Annotated in this window: 18 protein-coding genes; 16 read left to right on the top strand and 2 right to left on the bottom strand. The window is 33.8% G+C overall.

The genetic code is table 11. The features are described from left to right. Positions 1-17: 17 nt before the first annotated feature. The 5 genes from RB618_RS06070 to RB618_RS06050 all read left to right on the top strand — a co-directional run bounded on the left by RB618_RS06070 (position 18) and on the right by RB618_RS06050 (position 4,475). Positions 18-1,412 (top strand): hypothetical protein, encoded by a 1,395-nt coding sequence (locus RB618_RS06070; RefSeq protein WP_308067939.1) that lies wholly within the window; start codon positions 18-20, stop codon positions 1,410-1,412. A gap of 175 nt (positions 1,413-1,587) precedes the next feature. Then, positions 1,588-2,724: an OmpA family protein gene (locus RB618_RS06065; protein WP_308067938.1), complete on the top strand. Its 1,137-nt coding sequence runs from the start codon at positions 1,588-1,590 to the stop codon at positions 2,722-2,724. Positions 2,725-2,915: 191 nt separating this feature from the next. Next, positions 2,916-3,434, top strand: coding sequence for a ferritin (locus RB618_RS06060; protein WP_008465537.1), 519 nt, complete (start codon positions 2,916-2,918; stop codon positions 3,432-3,434). Positions 3,435-3,517: 83 nt separating this feature from the next. Further along, positions 3,518-3,697, top strand: a complete 180-nt coding sequence (locus tag RB618_RS06055; protein ID WP_308067937.1) for a hypothetical protein — start codon at positions 3,518-3,520, stop codon at positions 3,695-3,697. A gap of 85 nt (positions 3,698-3,782) precedes the next feature. Then, positions 3,783-4,475 carry a DUF2461 domain-containing protein gene (locus RB618_RS06050; protein WP_308067936.1) on the top strand — a complete coding sequence of 231 codons (693 nt, stop codon included), beginning with the start codon at positions 3,783-3,785 and terminating at the stop codon, positions 4,473-4,475. 306 nt (positions 4,476-4,781) lie between these two features. On the opposite strand, the gene RB618_RS06045 is transcribed toward RB618_RS06050, so the two are convergent. Further along, positions 4,782-5,114, bottom strand: a complete 333-nt coding sequence (locus RB618_RS06045) for a single-stranded DNA-binding protein (RefSeq protein ID WP_177211631.1) — start codon at positions 5,112-5,114, stop codon at positions 4,782-4,784. A gap of 177 nt (positions 5,115-5,291) precedes the next feature. Between RB618_RS06045 and RB618_RS06040 the strand changes: the two genes are divergently transcribed. From RB618_RS06040 to RB618_RS06030, 3 genes are read left to right on the top strand one after another with little or no spacing between them, the layout of a single operon-like run. Then, on the top strand, positions 5,292-6,821 hold the full coding sequence (locus RB618_RS06040; RefSeq protein WP_308067935.1) for a bifunctional GNAT family N-acetyltransferase/carbon-nitrogen hydrolase family protein: 1,530 nt from the start codon (positions 5,292-5,294) through the stop codon (positions 6,819-6,821). Next, positions 6,818-7,165, top strand: coding sequence for a hypothetical protein (locus RB618_RS06035; protein ID WP_308067934.1), 348 nt, complete (start codon positions 6,818-6,820; stop codon positions 7,163-7,165). The genes RB618_RS06040 and RB618_RS06035 overlap by 4 nt, the downstream gene beginning before the upstream one ends. Positions 7,166-7,181: 16 nt before the next feature. Beyond that, the gene (locus RB618_RS06030; RefSeq protein ID WP_308067933.1) at positions 7,182-9,575 is read left to right on the top strand and encodes a M28 family peptidase; all 2,394 of its coding nucleotides are present in this window, start codon (positions 7,182-7,184) and stop codon (positions 9,573-9,575) included. Positions 9,576-9,688: 113 nt separating this feature from the next. Here the strand turns inward: RB618_RS06030 and RB618_RS06025 are convergent, their stop codons facing one another. Beyond that, a complete protein-coding gene (locus tag RB618_RS06025; protein ID WP_308067932.1) occupies positions 9,689-10,084 on the bottom strand; it encodes a rhodanese-like domain-containing protein in 396 nt (131 codons plus the stop codon). A gap of 147 nt (positions 10,085-10,231) precedes the next feature. Between RB618_RS06025 and RB618_RS06020 the strand changes: the two genes are divergently transcribed. The 8 genes from RB618_RS06020 (at position 10,232) to RB618_RS05985 (ending at position 18,813) form a co-directional block, all read left to right on the top strand. Then, positions 10,232-11,134 carry a LysR family transcriptional regulator gene (locus tag RB618_RS06020; RefSeq protein ID WP_308067931.1) on the top strand — a complete coding sequence of 301 codons (903 nt, stop codon included), beginning with the start codon at positions 10,232-10,234 and terminating at the stop codon, positions 11,132-11,134. Continuing rightward, the gene (locus RB618_RS06015; RefSeq protein ID WP_308067930.1) at positions 11,119-11,568 is read left to right on the top strand and encodes a GNAT family N-acetyltransferase; all 450 of its coding nucleotides are present in this window, start codon (positions 11,119-11,121) and stop codon (positions 11,566-11,568) included. The genes RB618_RS06020 and RB618_RS06015 overlap by 16 nt, the downstream gene beginning before the upstream one ends. 151 nt (positions 11,569-11,719) lie before the next feature. Then, positions 11,720-12,535: an SDR family NAD(P)-dependent oxidoreductase gene (locus tag RB618_RS06010; RefSeq protein ID WP_308067929.1), complete on the top strand. Its 816-nt coding sequence runs from the start codon at positions 11,720-11,722 to the stop codon at positions 12,533-12,535. Between the two features lie 66 nt (positions 12,536-12,601). Continuing rightward, entirely contained in the window at positions 12,602-14,470 is a 1,869-nt protein-coding gene (locus tag RB618_RS06005; RefSeq protein WP_308067928.1) for a DUF2207 domain-containing protein, read from the top strand. A 92-nt stretch (positions 14,471-14,562) separates the two neighbouring features. After that, a complete protein-coding gene (locus tag RB618_RS06000) occupies positions 14,563-15,039 on the top strand; it encodes a methylated-DNA--[protein]-cysteine S-methyltransferase (RefSeq protein ID WP_308067927.1) in 477 nt (158 codons plus the stop codon). 124 nt (positions 15,040-15,163) lie between these two features. Continuing rightward, positions 15,164-15,877: a 3'-5' exonuclease gene (locus tag RB618_RS05995; RefSeq protein WP_308067926.1), complete on the top strand. Its 714-nt coding sequence runs from the start codon at positions 15,164-15,166 to the stop codon at positions 15,875-15,877. A gap of 83 nt (positions 15,878-15,960) precedes the next feature. Then, the gene (locus RB618_RS05990; RefSeq protein WP_308067925.1) at positions 15,961-17,034 is read left to right on the top strand and encodes a winged helix DNA-binding domain-containing protein; all 1,074 of its coding nucleotides are present in this window, start codon (positions 15,961-15,963) and stop codon (positions 17,032-17,034) included. Positions 17,035-17,373: 339 nt separating this feature from the next. Beyond that, positions 17,374-18,813 carry a nucleoside recognition domain-containing protein gene (locus RB618_RS05985; protein WP_308067924.1) on the top strand — a complete coding sequence of 480 codons (1,440 nt, stop codon included), beginning with the start codon at positions 17,374-17,376 and terminating at the stop codon, positions 18,811-18,813. The last annotated feature ends 80 nt before the right edge of the window (positions 18,814-18,893 follow it).

The raw sequence follows: 18,893 nt of genomic DNA, 5'->3' as shown, positions 1-18,893 counted from the left end.
TTTGCGCCTAAAAGCATATGAAACGAATTTTCCTTTTTTTGTTTTTAATCTCCAGTACTGCTTTGCTAAGTCAAACAGTGCTGACCTCTTATACCATCGATTTAAAAAACGAAATAGGACAATCTGAAATCATAACTGGCGAAAATACAGCTACTCACGATGTATTTGTTTTTGCCGCAAGTGCAGACAGCCTTTCCATATTAAAATACAATAGCGCTTTATTCTTAAGAGATAAATTTGTCACTTCCCGCCAATACATAAAAAACAGATCTTTGATGGGATACAGCTTTAGCGAAGACGGAAATCCGACTTTGTATTGGTTTTCGAAAGAAGAAAAAACAATCATTTTGATTAAATATTATCTGGAAAATAAAACTTCCAGAGCATTAAAGTTTCAAATTCCGCTTGAAGACAATTATCTTTTAACGCAATATCAAAAAGACAACAATTTTTATTTATTGATGCAAAGCAAAACAAAACAGGCATTGACTGCTTTTGTTTTTAAAAACGGAATGGCAGAGGAAAGATTTTTCGATTTCAGCTCTTTCAAATTTATAGATAGAAAAACCCAACCGAGAACATTCAACCAAATTTTGAATGAAAACCCGATTGAAAAAATGGATTCTGGCGAGTATAATCCGTTATATAAAGTAAGTGCAAAAAGCAAAATTTATACGCTTCCAAACCGTTTGATTCTAACTTTGGACCAAAGTTTTAGAAAAACCCAATTATTTGATATCGATTTGGAAAGTCTGGAAATAAAAGAAAAAACGTTTATGAAACCTATTGGAAATAAAAATCCAAAAACGACTAATTCTTTTTACCACGAAAACAAATTGTATCAAATCAATGTTAATGGTGACGAACTTTTGTTTGATATTAAAGATTATGCATCTGGCGCCTCTATAAAAACTTTTACAGTTTCAAAAAACGACACTATTCGTTTTAGTAATTCGCCTCTACTCATGCAGATTGAAGATCATGAACCTAAGCAGTTAAAAAATACTGCAAAATTTTTAAAAGTCTTATCTTCTCTTGATGCCGGTCTTTCGGTGTATAAAAACCAGAAAAATCTATTTATCACCTTAGGAGGATCGGGTAGCGATTTAAAATCAGTTTCTCTCAATGGTTTCAATTTTAATGACCCTTTTGGAGATTTCCCTTCCAACAGTTATTACAATATTGAAACAAACTACTCTGCTTTTTTCGAGAGCATCTGGACCAAAAAATTAGAATTAACCCAAGAAAAACAAGAGCCTTTTGCTGCTGATAAAATCTATTATTTTCTAGATTCGCACAAAGAAGCTGTTCTTCCTTATACCCTCAAACTTAGTAATTATACCATTTTAAGTTATTACAACATTATTGCGAAACAACTGGTTCTACGCAAATTTGATGACAAACTAAATTAAACTATTGTTTATCAGTAATTTAAAACATCTAGTTCCTGTTTATTTTTAATATTCTCCTTATTTCAAGTCGTTAACTTTAAGCTATTGTCCTATTTTAATACTTTTTTGACTTTTAGAGAAAGTTTTTACTTACAATTTGTTGTTGTTTTGAACGAAAATTTAAAAGCAAAAAATAATGAAAAAAATTGTAATGACTCTTGCATTTGCACTAGCGTTAACTGGAGTACATGCACAAACAGAAAGCAATAGCAATTATAATAAATGGTCTGTAGATTTAGGCGCAGGTTTTAACAAACCGCAACGACCATTTAATAACGGTTATACAACTAACACTGTGAGTCCATGGACAGGAGATTTAGGAGTTCGCTATATGTTTAACAACAAATTTGGTTTGAAAGCAGATTTTGGATACAACAGTTTTACTGCAAAAGGAAGCTCTATTGATTTTGACTCAAAATACTATAGAGTAGATTTACAAGCTGTTGCCAACTTAGGACGCATCATGAATTTTGAAACTTGGACAAATACCATTGGTTTATTAGGACATGCTGGTTTTGGCTATGGTCAGTTAAGAAATGATAATTTTAAAGGAGCAGACGAAGTAGGTAACTTTATTGCTGGTGTAACTGGGCAGATAAGATTATCAGACAGAATAGCTTTAACTGGAGATTTCTCAACTATTCTAAATTCAACACAAGACCATACTTTTAATGGAGCGTATGTTGCTCAAAACAGAGGTTTTTCTGGATTGATTTTTAACGGAACTGTTGGCTTAAATGTTTACTTAGGTAAAAACACAAAACATGCTGACTGGACTGTAATCGCAAGTGAGGGCAACAATGCCGATATTTCTGCTCTAGAAAGCAAAATAGCTGATCTTGAAACACAAATCAAAAACAGACCTACGCAAAAAGAAGTAGTTATTGAAAAACAAGTAGGAACACCTCAACCAAGTGATAATGAATTAATCAGAAGAATGATTAATGACAAGTATTACAGCGTTTATTTCGATTTCAACAAAACAACTCCAATCGAGAACTCAACTGCTGCTATTGATGTGGTTTTAAATTACTTAAGAAAAAACCCTTCTGCTTCTCTTGATCTTATTGGTTATGCAGACCAAGTTGGAAAAGCGGAGTACAATGAAAAACTATCTAACACGAGAGCGACAAACGTAAAAACTATTTTTGAAAAAGCTGGAATCGCTTCTTCTCGTTTAAATGTTATTGCGAATGGCGCAGATACATCTATTCAAAAAGATTCTGATGAAGCTAGAAGATTAGCTAGAAGAGTTACTTTTATTGTAAAATAGTTCATTTTTAGATTTGAATTAAAAAGTCCTTAAGATATTCTCTTAAGGGCTTTTTTGGTTTAAGAAATAATTCCAGAAATTGTCTCATTAGCAAAATTTTATTGAGAGTTAACCCAAAAGTCTAATGTTTTAAAGGTTTCTAAAAAATGAAATGAATAATTTTTCTTAATTTTACAAAAAAGACACTTATTATGTTAGCAAAAAATATTGAATCGGCTTTAAACAAGCAAATCCGCATAGAAGCAGAATCTTCGCAAACGTATCTTTCTATGGCTTGTTGGGCTGAAGTACAAGGATTAGAGGGAATCTCTCAATTTATGTATACACAGTCAGATGAAGAGCGCGCACATATGCTTAAACTAGTTAAGTATGTAAACGAACGCGGAGGACACGCTCAGGTAACAGATCTTAAAGCGCCAAAAACAACTTATACTACTTTTAAAGAGATGTTTGAGGAGCTTTACAATCACGAACTTTTTGTTTCGAAATCTATCAACGAATTAGTGCACATTACTTTTGAAGAAAGAGATTATGCGACACACAATTTCTTGCAATGGTACGTTTCTGAACAAATTGAGGAAGAGGCTACAGCTAAATCTATTTTGGATAAAATCAACTTAATTGGCGATGACAAAGGTGGACTTTATTTGTTTGATCGTGATATTCAGCAATTAACAGTTACAAGTTCAATTGCTATCAATCCTAAATAAAAAAAGTTAAAGTTTATTTAGAATGTTTAAAAATAACTTTTTTGATTTATATTTGTCTCTGTTTTTAAAATTCAGAGGAAAAAGTGAGCAAGAAAGAAAAAGACAAGGACAAAAAAAAGGATAAAAAGAAAAAGAAAGATATCCTTGATAAAATTAAGAAGATTGAAAACTGTAAATCTTCTTGCTGTGAGAAATATAAAAAGAGCGAAAAGAAACGCTGCTCGCGCTGTCCTATGTTTGACTTATTCAAAAAAACTGCTTAACGCGATATAGAAAAACCCATCAGATTTCTCTGGTGGGTTTTTTAGTTTTAAATTGCAGTTTATTTTTCGATTTTTAAATTCAATTATGGAAAACGATATTACAATTCCCAAATCCAGTCTTGATTTTTTGGCTGAGCTGAAAATGAACAACAATAAACCATGGTTTGAAGAGCATAAACCACAATATTTGATAGAACTCAATCATATTGAAAATTTTGCTGGCGCACTACTTAAAGAACTTTCCAAAAGTGATGTTCTAGAAAATGCTTCGGGCAAAAAAAGTGTTTATAGAATTTATCGAGACATACGTTTTTCTAAAGACAAAACTCCTTTCAAAACATTTTGGGGCGGAAGTTATACTCGAGCAACTGCAGCGAGACGCGGCGGTTACTATTTCCATCTGGAAAAAGGGAACAATTTTTTCGCTGGTGGATTTTGGGGGCCAAATGCTGCAGATTTAAAACGAATAAGAACTGAATTTGCCCACGATCCCGAAACCTTTCAGGAAATCCTGAATTCAGATTCTTTCAAAAGCAATTTTGGCACTCTGCAAGGAGAACAGCTCAAAACAAAACCAAAAGGTTTTGATGTTGATCATCCAGCTATTGATTTACTACGTTTCAAACAATTCTTAGTCATAAAACGTTTTACTGATGATGAAGTATTCAGTCCGCAATTTTTAGAAATGGCTTTGGACGCATTCAAAAATATGAGGCCTTTTTTTGATTATATGAGCGAAGTGCTTACAACCGATGCTAATGGCGTTTCAATTTTATAAAAAAAATTTCTTTAAAATATTAAACCCGACAGGTTTTTAAAACCTGTCGGGTTTAATTCGAACTTTGGGACTTTCCGATTTAGCAAATCATTTTCTACTTCTAAAAAATCATTCCGTAGGAATGTCTCATTGGTAGAATTCAATTTAAATTGCGGTTTTACGTTCCGTAGGAACGTTTGATTGGTGAAAAAGATCTGTTATTCCATAAATCAGGTGTCCCTACAGGACACAACGTAAACAAAACCTTTTTTTTCTACCGATGAGATATTCCTAATGGAATATTTTAAAATTTATATAGCAAAAGCGTTATTTACTCAATAGTAGAATTTCATTTACAACCACTTCGGTTATATAACGCTTTTCTCCGTTTTTATCATCATAGCTTCTGTGTGTTAGTTTCCCTTCAACAGCTATTTCTTTCCCTTTTACAACATACTTTTCAATTATCTCAGCCGTTTTACCCCACGCTGTTATTCGGTGCCATTCTGTTTGTTCTACTTTTTCGCCTTTATCGTTTCTATAAATCTCATTTGTTGCGATCGTAAGATGAGCAAGTTTTCTACCACTTTCTAATGTTTTAATTTCTGGGTCATTACCAACATTCCCGATTAATTGTACTTTGTTTCTAATTGCACTCATGGCGTATACTATTTTAATGTTACTATTAATTTGAATCGATTATCGAATTCAACACTGCAAAGATGGCAAACCTCAATACTGGCAGTCGGTTATTAACTATTTACTATCGACTGTAACTATTTGTAACCGTTTGTAAATGGAATTTGTTTTTTGTATATTTGAGATAAATCTTACGATATGCAGGCAAAAATTAAAAAAGTAGAGTTACGAAACCTTGAAATTGAGGACTATAGACAATTAAAGAAATCGATGATTGAATCATATCCAGAAATGGCAGATTCTTATTGGGGATCTGACGACATAGAAAGACTGCTTTCTATTTTTCCAGAAGGACAGCTGGTTATTTTGGTTGATGGAAAAGTAGTTGGCTCTGCCCTATCTCTTATTGTTGATGAAAAATTGGTAGAAAAAAGACATAATTATCAGCAGATTAGCGGTAACTATACCTTCTCGACCCATAATCCAAATGCGGAAATTTTATACGGAATAGATGTTTTTATTCACCCAAATTATAGAGGCTTACGTTTAGGACGCCGATTGTACGATGCAAGAAAGGAGCTTTGCGAACAGCTGAATTTAAAAGCAATTGTCTTTGCGGGAAGAATTCCAAATTACAGAGAACACGCCAAAAAACTGTCTCCAAAAGCGTATATAGAAAAAGTGCGCAACAAAGAATTGTATGATCCTGTTCTTTCTTTTCAATTGAGCAATGATTTTCACGTTTTGAGAGTCATCAAAAATTATTTGGAAGGTGACGAAGAATCGAAAGAATTTGCAGTTTTATTAGAGTGGAACAATATTTACTATGATGATAGTCCGAAACTGATTAATTTAAAGAAAAACATTATCCGTTTAGGATTAATTCAATGGCAGATGCGTCCGCTTAATAATGTTGAAGCACTTTTTGAACAAGCAGAATTTTTTATTGATGCTGTTTCGGGTTATGGTTCTGACTTTGCTTTATTTCCGGAATTGTTTATTGCGCCTTTAATGGCCGATTATAATCACTTATCTGAAGCAGAAGCCATTCGAGAATTGGCTCGCCACTCTGATCCTATTAGAAAAAAGTTTCAGGAATTTGCCATTTCATACAACATCAATATTATTACAGGAAGTATGCCTTATTTAGAAGGCGGAAATCTCTATAATGTTGGCTTTTTATGCAAAAGAGACGGAACTTCAGAAATGTATACCAAAATTCATATCACACCCAACGAAGTTATACATTGGGGAATGAAAGGTGGATCTCAATTTAAAACCTTTGATACCGATTGTGGAAAAATCGGAATTCTAATTTGCTATGATGTCGAGTTTCCAGAACTTTCGAGACTTTTGGCAGATGAAGGAATGGATATTCTCTTTGTACCATTTTTGACCGATACTCAAAATGGTTATACCCGTGTAAAACATTGTTCGCAAGCACGCGCCATCGAAAATGAGTGTTATGTAGCCATAGCAGGTTGCGTTGGAAATCTTCCGAAAGTGAACAATATGGATATTCAATATGCGCAATCTTCTGTATTTACGCCATCTGATTTTGCTTTTCCAAGTAATGGAATCAAAGCTGAAGCTACTCCAAACACAGAAATGACGCTTATTGTTGATGTTGATTTAAATTTATTGAAAGAACTTCACGAACATGGTAGCGTAAAAACATTAAAAGACCGAAGAACAGATCTTTACGAAATTAAAAAAATGAATTCATGAAAACATGCCTCGAATGTTCTACCAAAATTTTCGGCCGAGAAGACAAGAAATTCTGTTCTGATAGTTGTCGAAATGCCTACAATAACAAAATAAATAAAGATAGCACGAATTTCATGCGAAATATAAACAACAAGTTACGCAAAAATTACCGTATTTTGGCAGAGTTAAATGTAGATGGAAAATCTAAAGCTTCTCGAGACAAACTATTAACAAAAGGATTTGATTTTGAGTTCTTTACAAACATCTTACAGACCAAGACAGGAAATACATATTATTTCTTGTATGACCAAGGCTACCGTTCCTTGGACAATGATTATTTTATGCTTGTTAAAAAAGAAATATAGTTAGTATTAATTTACCATGAGAAAAAACCCCACCTCAATTCTAGCCATAGTCTGCGTTTTAGCTTTACTTGGCATTATATACGCCACGATGATGCCGCAAGGAATCTCTAAGGACGACGAAGCGCTTGCCGAATTTTCGACCGAAAGAGCTTTTAACCAGGTTGGGATTATAGCACAGAAACCACACTATGTTGGATCTACTAATCACGAACTTGTTGCTAATTATCTTACACTAGAATTAAACAGAATTGGATTAGAAACGAGTGTTCAGGAAGGTTTTACTCTAAATGATAAAGGTCTTTTGGTAAAGTCAAAAAATATTTTGGCTCGTATTAAAGGAACAAACAATACAAAAGCACTTTTACTTCTTTCTCATTATGACAGTGCACCGCATTCTTTCTCAAAAGGTGCTAGCGATGATGCTTCTGGTGTTGCAACAATTTTAGAAGGTGTACGTGCCTTTTTATACTCCAAACATCCTCAAAAAAACGATATTATCATATTGTTCTCTGATGCCGAAGAATTAGGATTAAACGGTGCTGCTTTATTTGTAAACAAACATCCTTGGGCAAAAGACGTTGGTTTGGTTTTAAACTTTGAAGCAAGAGGAACTTCAGGTCCAAGTTATATGCTGATGGAAACCAACAAAGGAAATCAGGCTCTGGTTGAGGAATTTACTAAAGCAAAGCCTTCTCATCCTGTTTCAAATTCTTTGATGTACAGCATTTATAAAATGCTTCCAAATGATACTGATTTAACTGTTTTTAGAGAACAAGGAAATATTCAGGGATTCAATTTTGCTTTTATTGATGGACATTTCAACTATCATACACAGCAAGATGATATTCAACATTTAAACAAAACTACCTTAGCGCATCAAGGCACTTACATCATGCCTTTGCTAAAATACTTTACAAACATTGATTTGAACCAAACAGAATCTACAGAAGATAATGTTTATTTCAGTGCGCCTTTTTCATTCATTAGTTATCCGTTTACTTGGGTAATGCCAATGACGCTGATTGCTTTTGGACTATTGGTTCTATTCATTTTTGTCGGAAGAGTAAAAAGAATCATCACTTTCACCGAAATATTCAAAGGTTTTGTTCCGCTTTTAGGATCCATTATAATTGCAGGATTGGTCACATTTCTAGGATGGAAACTTATTCTTGAAATTTATCCGCAGTACTCTGATCTTTTAAACGGATTTACCTATAATGGTCATGCTTATATTGGTGCTTTTGTTACTTTAAGCATTGCGATTTGTTTTGCTTTCTACCATCATTTCTCTGAAGCTAAAACTACCATGAACCATTTTGTGGCTCCTTTATTGCTTTGGATTATCATTAACGCCTTTTTAGCCAACAGCTTAACGGGGGCTGGTTTCTTAATTATTCCTGTTTATTTCGGAATATTGCTATTCGGAATTTTTGTCTTCACGCAACATTATAGTTTAGCAATGAATTTAATATTCTCTATTCCTGCTTTAGCCATTGTAGCACCTTTTATTGTAATGTTTCCAATTGGTTTAGGTCTTAAAATATTGTATGGAAGTGCTATTTTAACCGTTCTATTGTTCGGATTATTACTTCCAATATTTGGAGATTTTGCTAAAAAAGGAGCTTGGATCATTGTATTCTTCCTTACTTCTATCGCATTTTTCGCTTACGCAGGATACAACTCAGGTTACGAATACGGCAAAGCCAAATCAAACAGCTTACTTTATGTTTATAATGCCGACAATAATTCTGCTGTTTGGACGACTTATGATACGAATTTGGACGATTGGACCAGATCTTATCTAGGTGAGAAAAACCAAAAAGCAGTGGGTTTAAATACACTTCCGCTATCAAGCAAATACAATACAACATTTACGTACAGCGCTTTTGCCCCTGTTGTTAATCTGCCAAAACCAACAATTCAGTTTCTGAGAGACAGCGTTATTGGAAATAATAGATATTTAAAAATCCGAATTACTCCAAACAGAAAAGTAAACCGTTACGATATTTATGCAAATCCAAAAATGACGTTCTATAACTTTAAAGCAAATGGAGTGTCAACTTCTGGCGAAAAAGGAAATCGTTTTGAAAGAGAAGGCAGCAAAATTTTATGCTATTATGTTGTAGGCAACGAACCGCTTGAAATGGATTTCTACATCAACAAATTGGCTATTTTTGATATGGATTTAATTGAAAGCTCTTTTGATTTAATGAGCAATCCGTTATTAAATGTTAAGCCAAGAGAAAATTGGATGATGCCAACACCGTTTGTATTAAATGATGCTGTTATGATTCAGCAGAAAATCAAACGATACACACCACCTGTAAAACCAATTGAGCCTGTAGTTCCGGCAGATAGCTTGGCTGTTCCAAAAGACAGCATCAAGCCCGTTACGCAACCGCAACCTTAATAAAAGCTAAAACTTATGTTATGGCAACAAATTTTCTGCAATACTTTTAAAGCCATATATAATCACAAATAAAAAAGGCAGACTTGTAATTATAAAGTCTGCCTTTTTCTTTTTTAGCAAGCGCATTCTATTTTTAAGCCTTGTTTTTCTCCTTTTGTGCCTTCAGTTGCAAAACCATCAATTTTCCACCATTCTAGACCACCAATTAATTCTTTTACCTTAAATCCTAGTTTTGTCATATTCAAAGCGCCTTTTGTTGAAGCATTGCAGCCAATTCCGGTGCAATACGTTACATACAACACCTCTTTATCTAAATGTTTAGTGGTTTCTGCATTCATTTCGCGGTGCGGAATATTAATCGCATTAGGAATATGTTCTTCATCGTAACCAAAAGCTCTTCTAGCATCGATTACAATAATTTTTTCACCATCGTTTAAAGCTTCAAATAAATCTGAAGGATCCATTTCATAAGCTAACTTGTTTTCGTAATGTTTAATTTGTGCTTCCATTTTGATTGTGTTTTATTGATTTTGTTTTCCAAAAGTAGCAGATGATTTCATGCCATAAAAACGAAAAGAATTCATCAAAAGCATTACTTTTTTTCATACAAAAGCCAATCTAAAATTTTGTTTCTTTGTGTATTAATTCGTCAAAAAATGGAAATCCGCCACTTAAAGTTGATAAAAGCAATCGTAGAAGAAGGAAGCATCACGAAAGCGATCGATAAACTCCATTTAACGCAATCGGCTTTAAGTCATCAGCTCAAAGAGGCCGAATATCAATTGGGCACTGCTATTTTTTTGAGAGTCAATAAAAAATTGGTTCTCACAAAAGCGGGCGAGAAAGTTTATGACGTAGCCAATGAAATCCTTACGAAGCTTGCTGAAACTGAAACTCAGATCAAACAAATGGTTTTTGGCGAATCTGGCGAAATCAGGATTAGTACCGAATGTTTCTCGAGTTATCACTGGCTTCCATCGGTTTTAAAGCAATTTCATCTTTTATATCCCAATGTAGAATTAAAAATTGTAGCCGAAGCAACACACATTCCGCTACAGAAATTATTAGAAAACACCATTGATATTGCCATTGTAAGCGATACCATTAAAGACAACCATATCAAATACACCGAACTTTTTCAAGACGAAATGGTAATGGTCGTTTCCGAAAATCATTCTTGGGCAGACAAAAAATATGTAATTGCTGAGGATTTCATCAGCGAACATTTGATTATCCATTCACTTCCGCTGGAAACCGTTACCATTTATCAGTTTCTTTTGGCTCCAGCCAAAGTAAATCCGAAGAAAATAACTCCAATGCCTTTAACAGAAGCTTCTCTAGAAATGGTAAAAGCAGATATGGGCGTTATGTCTATGGCAAAATGGGCACTGCAGCCACATTTAAAAAACAATCCGATTAAAGCAATCAAAATTGGAAAAAATGGTTTGAAGCGAAAACACTTTATTGCTACGCGTGCCAATGAAAATTACCCCGATTATTTTCATCACTTCATCAGCTTTTTACAAAACGAAATCAATTTACAATGGAATATTCAATAAGAAACTGTAAAGTCTCCGACCTCCCTAAATTGGTTATTTTATGTCAAAAACACGCCGAATTTGAAAAAGCTGAATTTTCTCCAGAAGGAAAAGAAGAAGGTTTAAAGAATGCTATATTTGGCCAGAATCCAAAATTATTCTGCTTGGTTGTTGCCACAGAAGAAACTATCGTTGGTTACGCGTCCTACACTTTTGATTTTTCTACTTGGAACGCACAAACATTTCTCTATATGGACTGCCTGTTTTTGGAAGAAGAAACGAGAGGTTTAGGAATTGGCGAAAAGTTAATAGAAAAGCTAAAAGAAATCGGAACCGAAAATAACTGCGTCAATATTCAATGGCAAACACCCGAATTCAATACAAGAGCCATTAAATTCTATAACAGAATGGGCGCAAAAGGAAAAGACAAAGTGAGATTTACGTTAACTTTATAAATCTTTTTTTTTTCACGCAGATTCGGCAGATTTTTGCAGATTCAATTTGCAAATAATTATCTGCGGATATCAGCTTAAATCTTTTAAATCTGCGTGAAACAAAACCTTTGAACCTTTGCAACTTTGTAACTTTGCACCTTAAAAGAGAAAAATGACAGAAATAAGTATACTTGGCTGTGGTTGGTTAGGACTTCCTTTAGCTAAAGCATTAATTGCAAAAGGAAATTCGGTAAACGGATCAACAACTTCGGAGAACAAACTTCTAATTTTAAAAGATGCGGGAATAAATCCGTTTTTAGTGACTGTTGAAAGCGAAAGTGTTTCTGAAAACATTACTGATTTTTTAGCTGAAAGCGAAATCTTAATTATAGACATTCCCCCAAAATTAAGAGCAGTCGATCCAAAGTCTGAGAAAAAAAAATTTGTAGAAAAAATCAAAAATCTGATTCCTTTTATCGAAAAATCAACCATTAAAAAGGTCCTTTTTGTAAGTTCTACTTCTGTTTATGGTGATGATAATGGCTTTATAACAGAAGAAACCATTCCGAATCCTGATACTGAAAGCGGCAAACAATTACTTTTAGCAGAAAATCTTCTTCTTGAAAATCAAAACTTCGAAACCACAATTTTACGCTTTGGTGGATTAATTGGCGAGGATCGTCATCCTATTAAGTTTTTAGCAGGAAAAGAAAACATAGAAAATCCAGATGCTCCCGTTAATCTTATTCATCAGAAAGATTCCATTGGCGTTATTGAAGCCATCATAAATCAATCTAAATGGAACGAAGTATTTAATGCCGTTGCTCCTTTTCATCCAACAAGAGAAGAATATTACACTTCAAAAGCTATTAAAATGGATTTGGCTTTACCGAAATTCAGTTCTCGGCAATCTAATATTAAAAAGGTGATTTCGAGTGAAAAGATAGAACGCACATTACAGTATAAATTTATCTTAGAAGAATATTAAAACTTTCAAATAAAGATTAAATAAAAACACTATTTTTCCTTCATAAAAAAATAAGTGTTTTCCCAGATGAAAAAATTCAGGTTTCTATTTTCAATCAGTATTTTACTGTTTACTTTTTTCCAATGTTACTCCCAAAACGATTCTATTCCCGAGGAAGTAGAAAAAATAAAACAATTTCACGCCGATATCGTTGTTAAAGAAAATGGAAATCTAATTGTTACCGAAACTATTAAAGTTTATGCTAATGGCACACAAATACACCGTGGCATCTTTAGGGAACTTCCCATAAAGAGCACTTCTCCAAAAGCATCCCAAAACAATTACTACACGGTTTTAAATGTTACCCGAAATGGCTTTAATGAGCCATATCGCGTATCTTCAGGATTTGAAAATTTTGAAATCTATATTGGTGACAAAAAATATTCTATTGCAAAAGGAAATCACACTTACAAAATAACTTACGAAGTAGAAGCCCAAATACATTCTTACAATGACTTTGATGAAGTTTACTGGAATGTAACCGGAAATTATTGGGATTTTGAAATTGACAATGTTACAGCAAAACTAACCTTACCAAAATCTGCAAAAGCATTCCAAACAGCTTGTTATACTGGCATTTTGGGTTCGAAAGCGCACGAATGCGATTCAAAAACCATAGATAATACTGTCTATTTCACTTCTAAAAATCTAAAAAAAGAAGAAGGTTTTACCATTGCGGCAGGTTTTCCTAAAGGTATTGTTAATCAGCCGTTTTTTAGGCCTCACTATAAAATGGAAGAATTTTTAGAAGCTGATAAAATAGGGTTTGCAATTGCTGTCGTTTTCGCCTGCTTTGCATTTTACTTTTTTTCATGGAAGAGATATGGCAAAGATCCGAAGTTAAAAAGCGAAAGCAGAACTATTGATTTAAAAAGCCTCTATTCGGCAACGTCTTTACAATACATCCACAATCAAAGCATTAATTCTCAAACCCTTTTAGTTACCATAATCAACCTTTCCTTAAAAGGCGCTCTCGAAATTTCAGATAATGGAAAAGAAACTTGGGCAGATGATTTTAAATATTCACTTAAAATTGGAAATAAAACAGACGGTCTTTCCAAAGAAGAAAATGCAGTTCTAAATACTTTATTTAGCGAAAAAGATTCTTTTGAATTAGATAAAGAAACGTATAAGATCTTTAATGAAGCAAAAATGGCACTTGAAAAACCATTGCAAGAGCAGTATAATTTAGAAGATTATCATTCTATTAATTTTAAACAAATGTCAATTGGTTTTGTAATTACAATTGGTGCTTTATTGGGTTATTGCCAATATTCAAAAGGTACTATTTATTGGGCTGTTATTTTCGGATTTACAATGCTCGTATTTACTTATTTATTGCTTAAAGGCGCTGTACAAACATTTGTTCAAAAAGATTATAAATCAACTGCTTTTTGTCTTTTCTTATCCCTATTTACAGGTATTTTTTCTTCTAGCTGGTATCTTGCGAGCAATGTTGACAAAAGTTATTCGGTTCTAACTTTGCTAGTGCTTTTTTTAATAATTATCGGATTTAGCATCTATTTAAGTCTAATAGGAGCTTACACAGAACTTGGACTTGAAACAAAAACTGAAATCGAAAAGCTGAAAGAATATCTATTAAACTATAAACCAGAAGAAAGTTCCGCAATTAGTGTTTACGAAGAAAATCTACCTTACGCCTTTGCATTAGGAATTGAAGATGAATGGAATCTAAAATTTATTGATATTCTTAAAAAACTAAATTATACCAATAAATGGATTAAAACGGATAGTAGCAACTATGTTTCTTCTCCAGCGTTTTTTATGAGTTTTCGCACCTCGTACACTACTTATTCGACATCTTCCAGCTGTGGAAGCTCAGGAGGAGGAAGCTCTGGCGGTGGTAGCGGAGGCGGAGGCGGTGGTGGCTGGTAAAATCCTTCCCAGATTTAACTTATATAATTTATCGATTTAAAAAAACTTTGCGAACTTCGCGATAAACTTTTGCGCCTTTGCGGTTAAAAATCATGGAAACAGTCTATATCAATTCGCCTCTAGGAATCACCAAAATAATTGGAGATGAAAATGGTATTGCCGTAATTTCTGTTTCTGATGTTGGCACGAATGAAGTTTCTAAGGAAATTCCAGAAGTTTTAAAAGAAGCCGTTTTGCAGTTGAATGAATATTTTGAAGGCAAAAGAACCGATTTTGATCTCAAACTGAATCCGCAAGGAACCGAATTCCAGCAGAAAGTCTGGAAATCTCTTCTTGAAATTCCGTACGGAAAAACGGTAAGCTACATGGATCAGACCAAAAAACTCGGAGATGTAAAAGCTATTCGTGCTGTAGCTTCGGCAAATGGCAAGAATCCGCTTTGGATTGTAGTTCCTTGCCATCGCGTTATTGGCACAAATGGATCTTTGACCGGTTACGCGGGAGGTTTATCCCGCAAAAAATGGCTTTTGGAACATGAAAGCCCGTCTTTACAACAAAGTTTATTCTAAATTTCACCTGAAAAGAAGGATAATTCATTCAGTTTTTATTTACGATAGATTAAAAATTTAAATTTGTGTACATTTATACAGAATAAAAAATTAGTTCAATTCGTGAATTCGTGGCCAATAAAATATGATTGAAAAGATAAACCTAAATAACATTCTCTTTCTAGATATAGAAACTGTTCCCGAAGAAGAAAACTTCAATTCGCTTGACGCGGAAATGCAATCGCTTTGGGATTTGAAAACACAATATCAAAGAAAAGACGAATTCTCTCCAGAAGAATTTTACGAACGCGCCGGAATTTGGGCCGAATTCGGAAAAATAATCTGCATTTCTGTCGGTTTTTTTACCATCAAAGGAGATGTACGCAATTTTAGAGTGACTTCGTTTTTTGGTGAAGAAAAGAAAATCCTAAAAGACTTTTCTAATCTAGTCAACAATCATTTCAATCAACCCCAACATTTGCTGTGCGGGCATAATTCTAAAGAATTTGATATTCCGTTTATTGCCCGAAGAATGATCATCAATCAAATGCCAATTCCCGACAAATTGAATTTATTTGGAAAAAAACCTTGGGAAATTCCACATCTAGACACTTTAGAATTATGGAAGTTTGGCGATTATAAACATTATACTTCTTTAAAATTGCTAACCAAAATTCTTGGCGTTCCATCGCCAAAAGGCGATATTGACGGAAGTCAGGTTGCTCATGTCTATTATGTCGAAAAAGATATTGACCGAATCATTACCTATTGCGAAAAAGATACAATTGCTGTAGCTCAGATTTTCTTGCGTTTACGTCGAGAAGATTTGCTAATTGATGATGAAATCATTCATGTGTAACTTCTTTAGATGCTAAGATTCTGAGTTACTAAGATTCTAAGATCCTTTTGCATGAACTCACATAACTTATATGGTTTAAAAAAATGATTCATTCCGAAATTTCACATCATCGTATGGCTTCTCAGAAGCTTTATCAGGAAAACCGATGTTCTCCTGAGCAAATCGTGTATCATTTTGGCGCTATGCAGGCTCAGGATTATGCTATGGCAAAATGGGCAATTGGTTCTCGTTGCAATTCAAGCGAAAAAGAAATTGAGGAAGCAATAAATTCAGCTCAAATTATCCGAACTCATATTCTGCGACCAACTTGGCATTTTGTTTCTGCCAATGATATTTATTGGATGCTAGAAGTCTCTGCTCCGCAAATAAAAAAGCTTGCTATTTCTGGCGCTAAAAAATTTGGTGTTGATGAAAAAAAGCTCACTCAGATCAACAATACAATTGAAAAGCTGTTATCGGGAAACAATCATTTGACTCGGGATGAAATTATGCAAGAGCTTAACATCAAAAAAACATCGAAAGAAGATTTTCTAGGTGCGGCCATTATGATGAATGCAGAGTTGGATGGTTTGGTCTGTAATGGAAGAATGAAAGGCAAACAAATTACTTATGCTTTGCTCGAAGAAAGAGTTTCTAAACCAAAAACTAAATTATCAAAAGAAGAAGGAATAGCAAAACTCGCTCAGCGCTATTTTGAGAGTCATGGCCCAGCCACCGTACTTGATTTCTCGTGGTGGTCAGGTTTTGCACCAACAATATGCCAAAAAGCAGTTAACGCAATTGAGTTGCAATTAAGTTCTGTTACCATTGATAATCAGACTTATTGGTTTGCTAAAGATCGTTCTTTAGAAGATCACTTTCGCGAAAGCGTTCATTTTCTGCCAGCATTCGACGAAATTTTGATTTCATACAAAACGCGTGAAGTTTCATTTTCAGGAGATCACCAATCTAAAACTTTTACCAATAATGGCATTTTTAAACCTATCATTTTAGAAAATGGAAAAGTGATTGGAATCTGGAAACGAACCATTAAAAAAGATCATGTGAAAATTGAAACGGAGTTTTTTAATGAAACTGAAAATTCAAAAAAGGAAATTCTCTTTGAAGGAATTAAAGCTTTTGAAACTTATTTGGAAACCAAAGTTGTAATTGAATAATCAATTTCAAAAATAGATCCGTAGATTTCGCCCCGCTGGGGCTCTTTAATTATAGCTTGAATGGTTTCTATAAATATTTCGCTCTTCCAGAGCTTTTTCATTTGCATATAATTTTATTTTATAAAGTTTAATAGCTCTGGAAGAGCGAAATATTTATAGAAAATCTAATTTTCACAGTATACAAAAGCTCCAGCGGAGCGATATATAAACATTTTGAGTTTTCCTAAAAATACAAATTCGCAAACATTTATATCTTTTATAACCATCAAATACCGCTCATTAAACAAAATATTTATGCATTTTATTGCTAAATAATTACATTTACAAAAAATTGTAATTATGGTATTGAGCAGATTTTGGTTAGTTATTTTTATTTCTTCGATTCTTTTTATTGTAGTCAGTTTATTTACTGCCAATACTTATACCATTGATTCTGTCTTAAATGGAAAAAAAGACGATCCTGTTTTAGTTTCTGAAAAATACATTGAAGAGCTTCCCGCCTTCTTAAAAGACAGTATAAAAAAAGCGCCAGATCAAACCATGATCATCAATCGTGATACGCTAAATGCCGACACGACTTATGTTTACAAAAACAAAACCGTAAAAATTTACAGCGGTCTTCAGAAATCTGATGGTTTATTGCCAACTTGCAAAAGCACTTTAGTCGATTTAATTTTGCCTCTTATTGCTTACCTAGCTTTTTTCTGCGGATTAATGGAACTTTTAATCGTTTCTGGAGCTTCTGGAAACTTGGCAAAAGCTTTAAGTCCGGTATTTGTAAAAGTATTTCCAAGTATTCCTAAAAACCATCCTTCGATATCCTACATGACCTTAAACTTTGCTGCCAATTTCTTGGGATTGGATTCGGCTGCAACACCATTTGGATTGAAAGCCATGGAAAGTTTACAGGAAATAAACCCCGAAAAAGATAAAGCCAGCGATGCACAAATTATGTTTATGTGTCTTCATGCTTCTGGTTTAACTTTAATCGCAACTTCAATTATCGGTTATCGTGCGGCTGCAAATGCAAGTAATCCTGCCGATGTGATGTTGCCATGTATTATTACTTCATTTATCGGAACCATTGCCGCTTTCTTAATTGTTGGAGTCAAACAGAAAATCAATTTCAAAAGCGCTTCACTTCTAATAGGGTTAATGGGGTTAATTGCGGCAATTGTTGGATTGCTGATGTATGTAAATCATTTAGATTTAATTGGAAAAAACTATTTCACTTCTAACCTTTCCGGATTAATATTATTGGCTATTATTGTCTTTACACTGATTTTTTCTTTCAGACATGAGAAAAAATTCAGAGAAGCAGACACTACAGTTTTTGACACTTTTGTAGTGGGCGCTAATAACGGAGTTAAAACTGGAGTTACAATTTTCCCTTATGTTTTAGGAATGTTAGTTGCAATCTCATTGTTTAGAAACAGCGGTTTATTTGAAATCATCAGTGATGCAATCGGATTTATCTTTTCGAATCTTGGTGTAAGCAAAGAAATTACAAATGCGCTTCCTGTTGCCATGCTTCGTCCGTTTAGTTCTGCAGGTTCAAGAGGTTTCTTAATTGATTCGATGAATACTTTTGGAGCCGATTCTTTAACAGCAAGACTGAGCAGTATTTTCCAATGCAGTGCTGAAAGTACTTTTTATGTAATTGCAGTTTATTTTGGATCTGTAAATATCAAAAACACACGTTACGCCCTTGGCACAATGCTTTTGGTAGATTTGATCTGCGTTATTACAGCGATTTTTGTAGCGACTTGGTTTTTTTAAAAAAGAATAATTTCTTTCACTAAAAAAATCCCTATAAATATCTTTATTACAAAGAATAAAGAGCAATTAATTAAAGTTTT

Origin of the sequence: Flavobacterium sp. LHD-85 (assembly GCF_030929595.1) — a bacterium.
Classification (GTDB): Bacteria; Bacteroidota; Bacteroidia; order Flavobacteriales; family Flavobacteriaceae; genus Flavobacterium.
Note: the sequence above shows the minus strand (reverse complement) of the source record. Positions and strands in the feature narration are given on the sequence as shown.

Coding starts and splice junctions, on each gene's coding strand:
- RB618_RS06015 (WP_308067930.1), top strand. CDS start 11,119: ATGGAATATTCAATAAGAAACTGTAAAGTCTCCGACCTCCCTAAATTG.
- RB618_RS06040 (WP_308067935.1), top strand. CDS start 5,292: ATGCAGGCAAAAATTAAAAAAGTAGAGTTACGAAACCTTGAAATTGAG.
- RB618_RS05990 (WP_308067925.1), top strand. CDS start 15,961: ATGATTCATTCCGAAATTTCACATCATCGTATGGCTTCTCAGAAGCTT.
- RB618_RS06030 (WP_308067933.1), top strand. CDS start 7,182: ATGAGAAAAAACCCCACCTCAATTCTAGCCATAGTCTGCGTTTTAGCT.
- RB618_RS06045 (WP_177211631.1), bottom strand. CDS start 5,114: ATGAGTGCAATTAGAAACAAAGTACAATTAATCGGGAATGTTGGTAAT.
- RB618_RS06010 (WP_308067929.1), top strand. CDS start 11,720: ATGACAGAAATAAGTATACTTGGCTGTGGTTGGTTAGGACTTCCTTTA.
- RB618_RS06050 (WP_308067936.1), top strand. CDS start 3,783: ATGGAAAACGATATTACAATTCCCAAATCCAGTCTTGATTTTTTGGCT.
- RB618_RS06060 (WP_008465537.1), top strand. CDS start 2,916: ATGTTAGCAAAAAATATTGAATCGGCTTTAAACAAGCAAATCCGCATA.
- RB618_RS06000 (WP_308067927.1), top strand. CDS start 14,563: ATGGAAACAGTCTATATCAATTCGCCTCTAGGAATCACCAAAATAATT.
- RB618_RS06020 (WP_308067931.1), top strand. CDS start 10,232: ATGGAAATCCGCCACTTAAAGTTGATAAAAGCAATCGTAGAAGAAGGA.
- RB618_RS06065 (WP_308067938.1), top strand. CDS start 1,588: ATGAAAAAAATTGTAATGACTCTTGCATTTGCACTAGCGTTAACTGGA.
- RB618_RS05995 (WP_308067926.1), top strand. CDS start 15,164: ATGATTGAAAAGATAAACCTAAATAACATTCTCTTTCTAGATATAGAA.
- RB618_RS06070 (WP_308067939.1), top strand. CDS start 18: ATGAAACGAATTTTCCTTTTTTTGTTTTTAATCTCCAGTACTGCTTTG.
- RB618_RS06025 (WP_308067932.1), bottom strand. CDS start 10,084: ATGGAAGCACAAATTAAACATTACGAAAACAAGTTAGCTTATGAAATG.
- RB618_RS06005 (WP_308067928.1), top strand. CDS start 12,602: ATGAAAAAATTCAGGTTTCTATTTTCAATCAGTATTTTACTGTTTACT.
- RB618_RS05985 (WP_308067924.1), top strand. CDS start 17,374: ATGGTATTGAGCAGATTTTGGTTAGTTATTTTTATTTCTTCGATTCTT.
- RB618_RS06035 (WP_308067934.1), top strand. CDS start 6,818: ATGAAAACATGCCTCGAATGTTCTACCAAAATTTTCGGCCGAGAAGAC.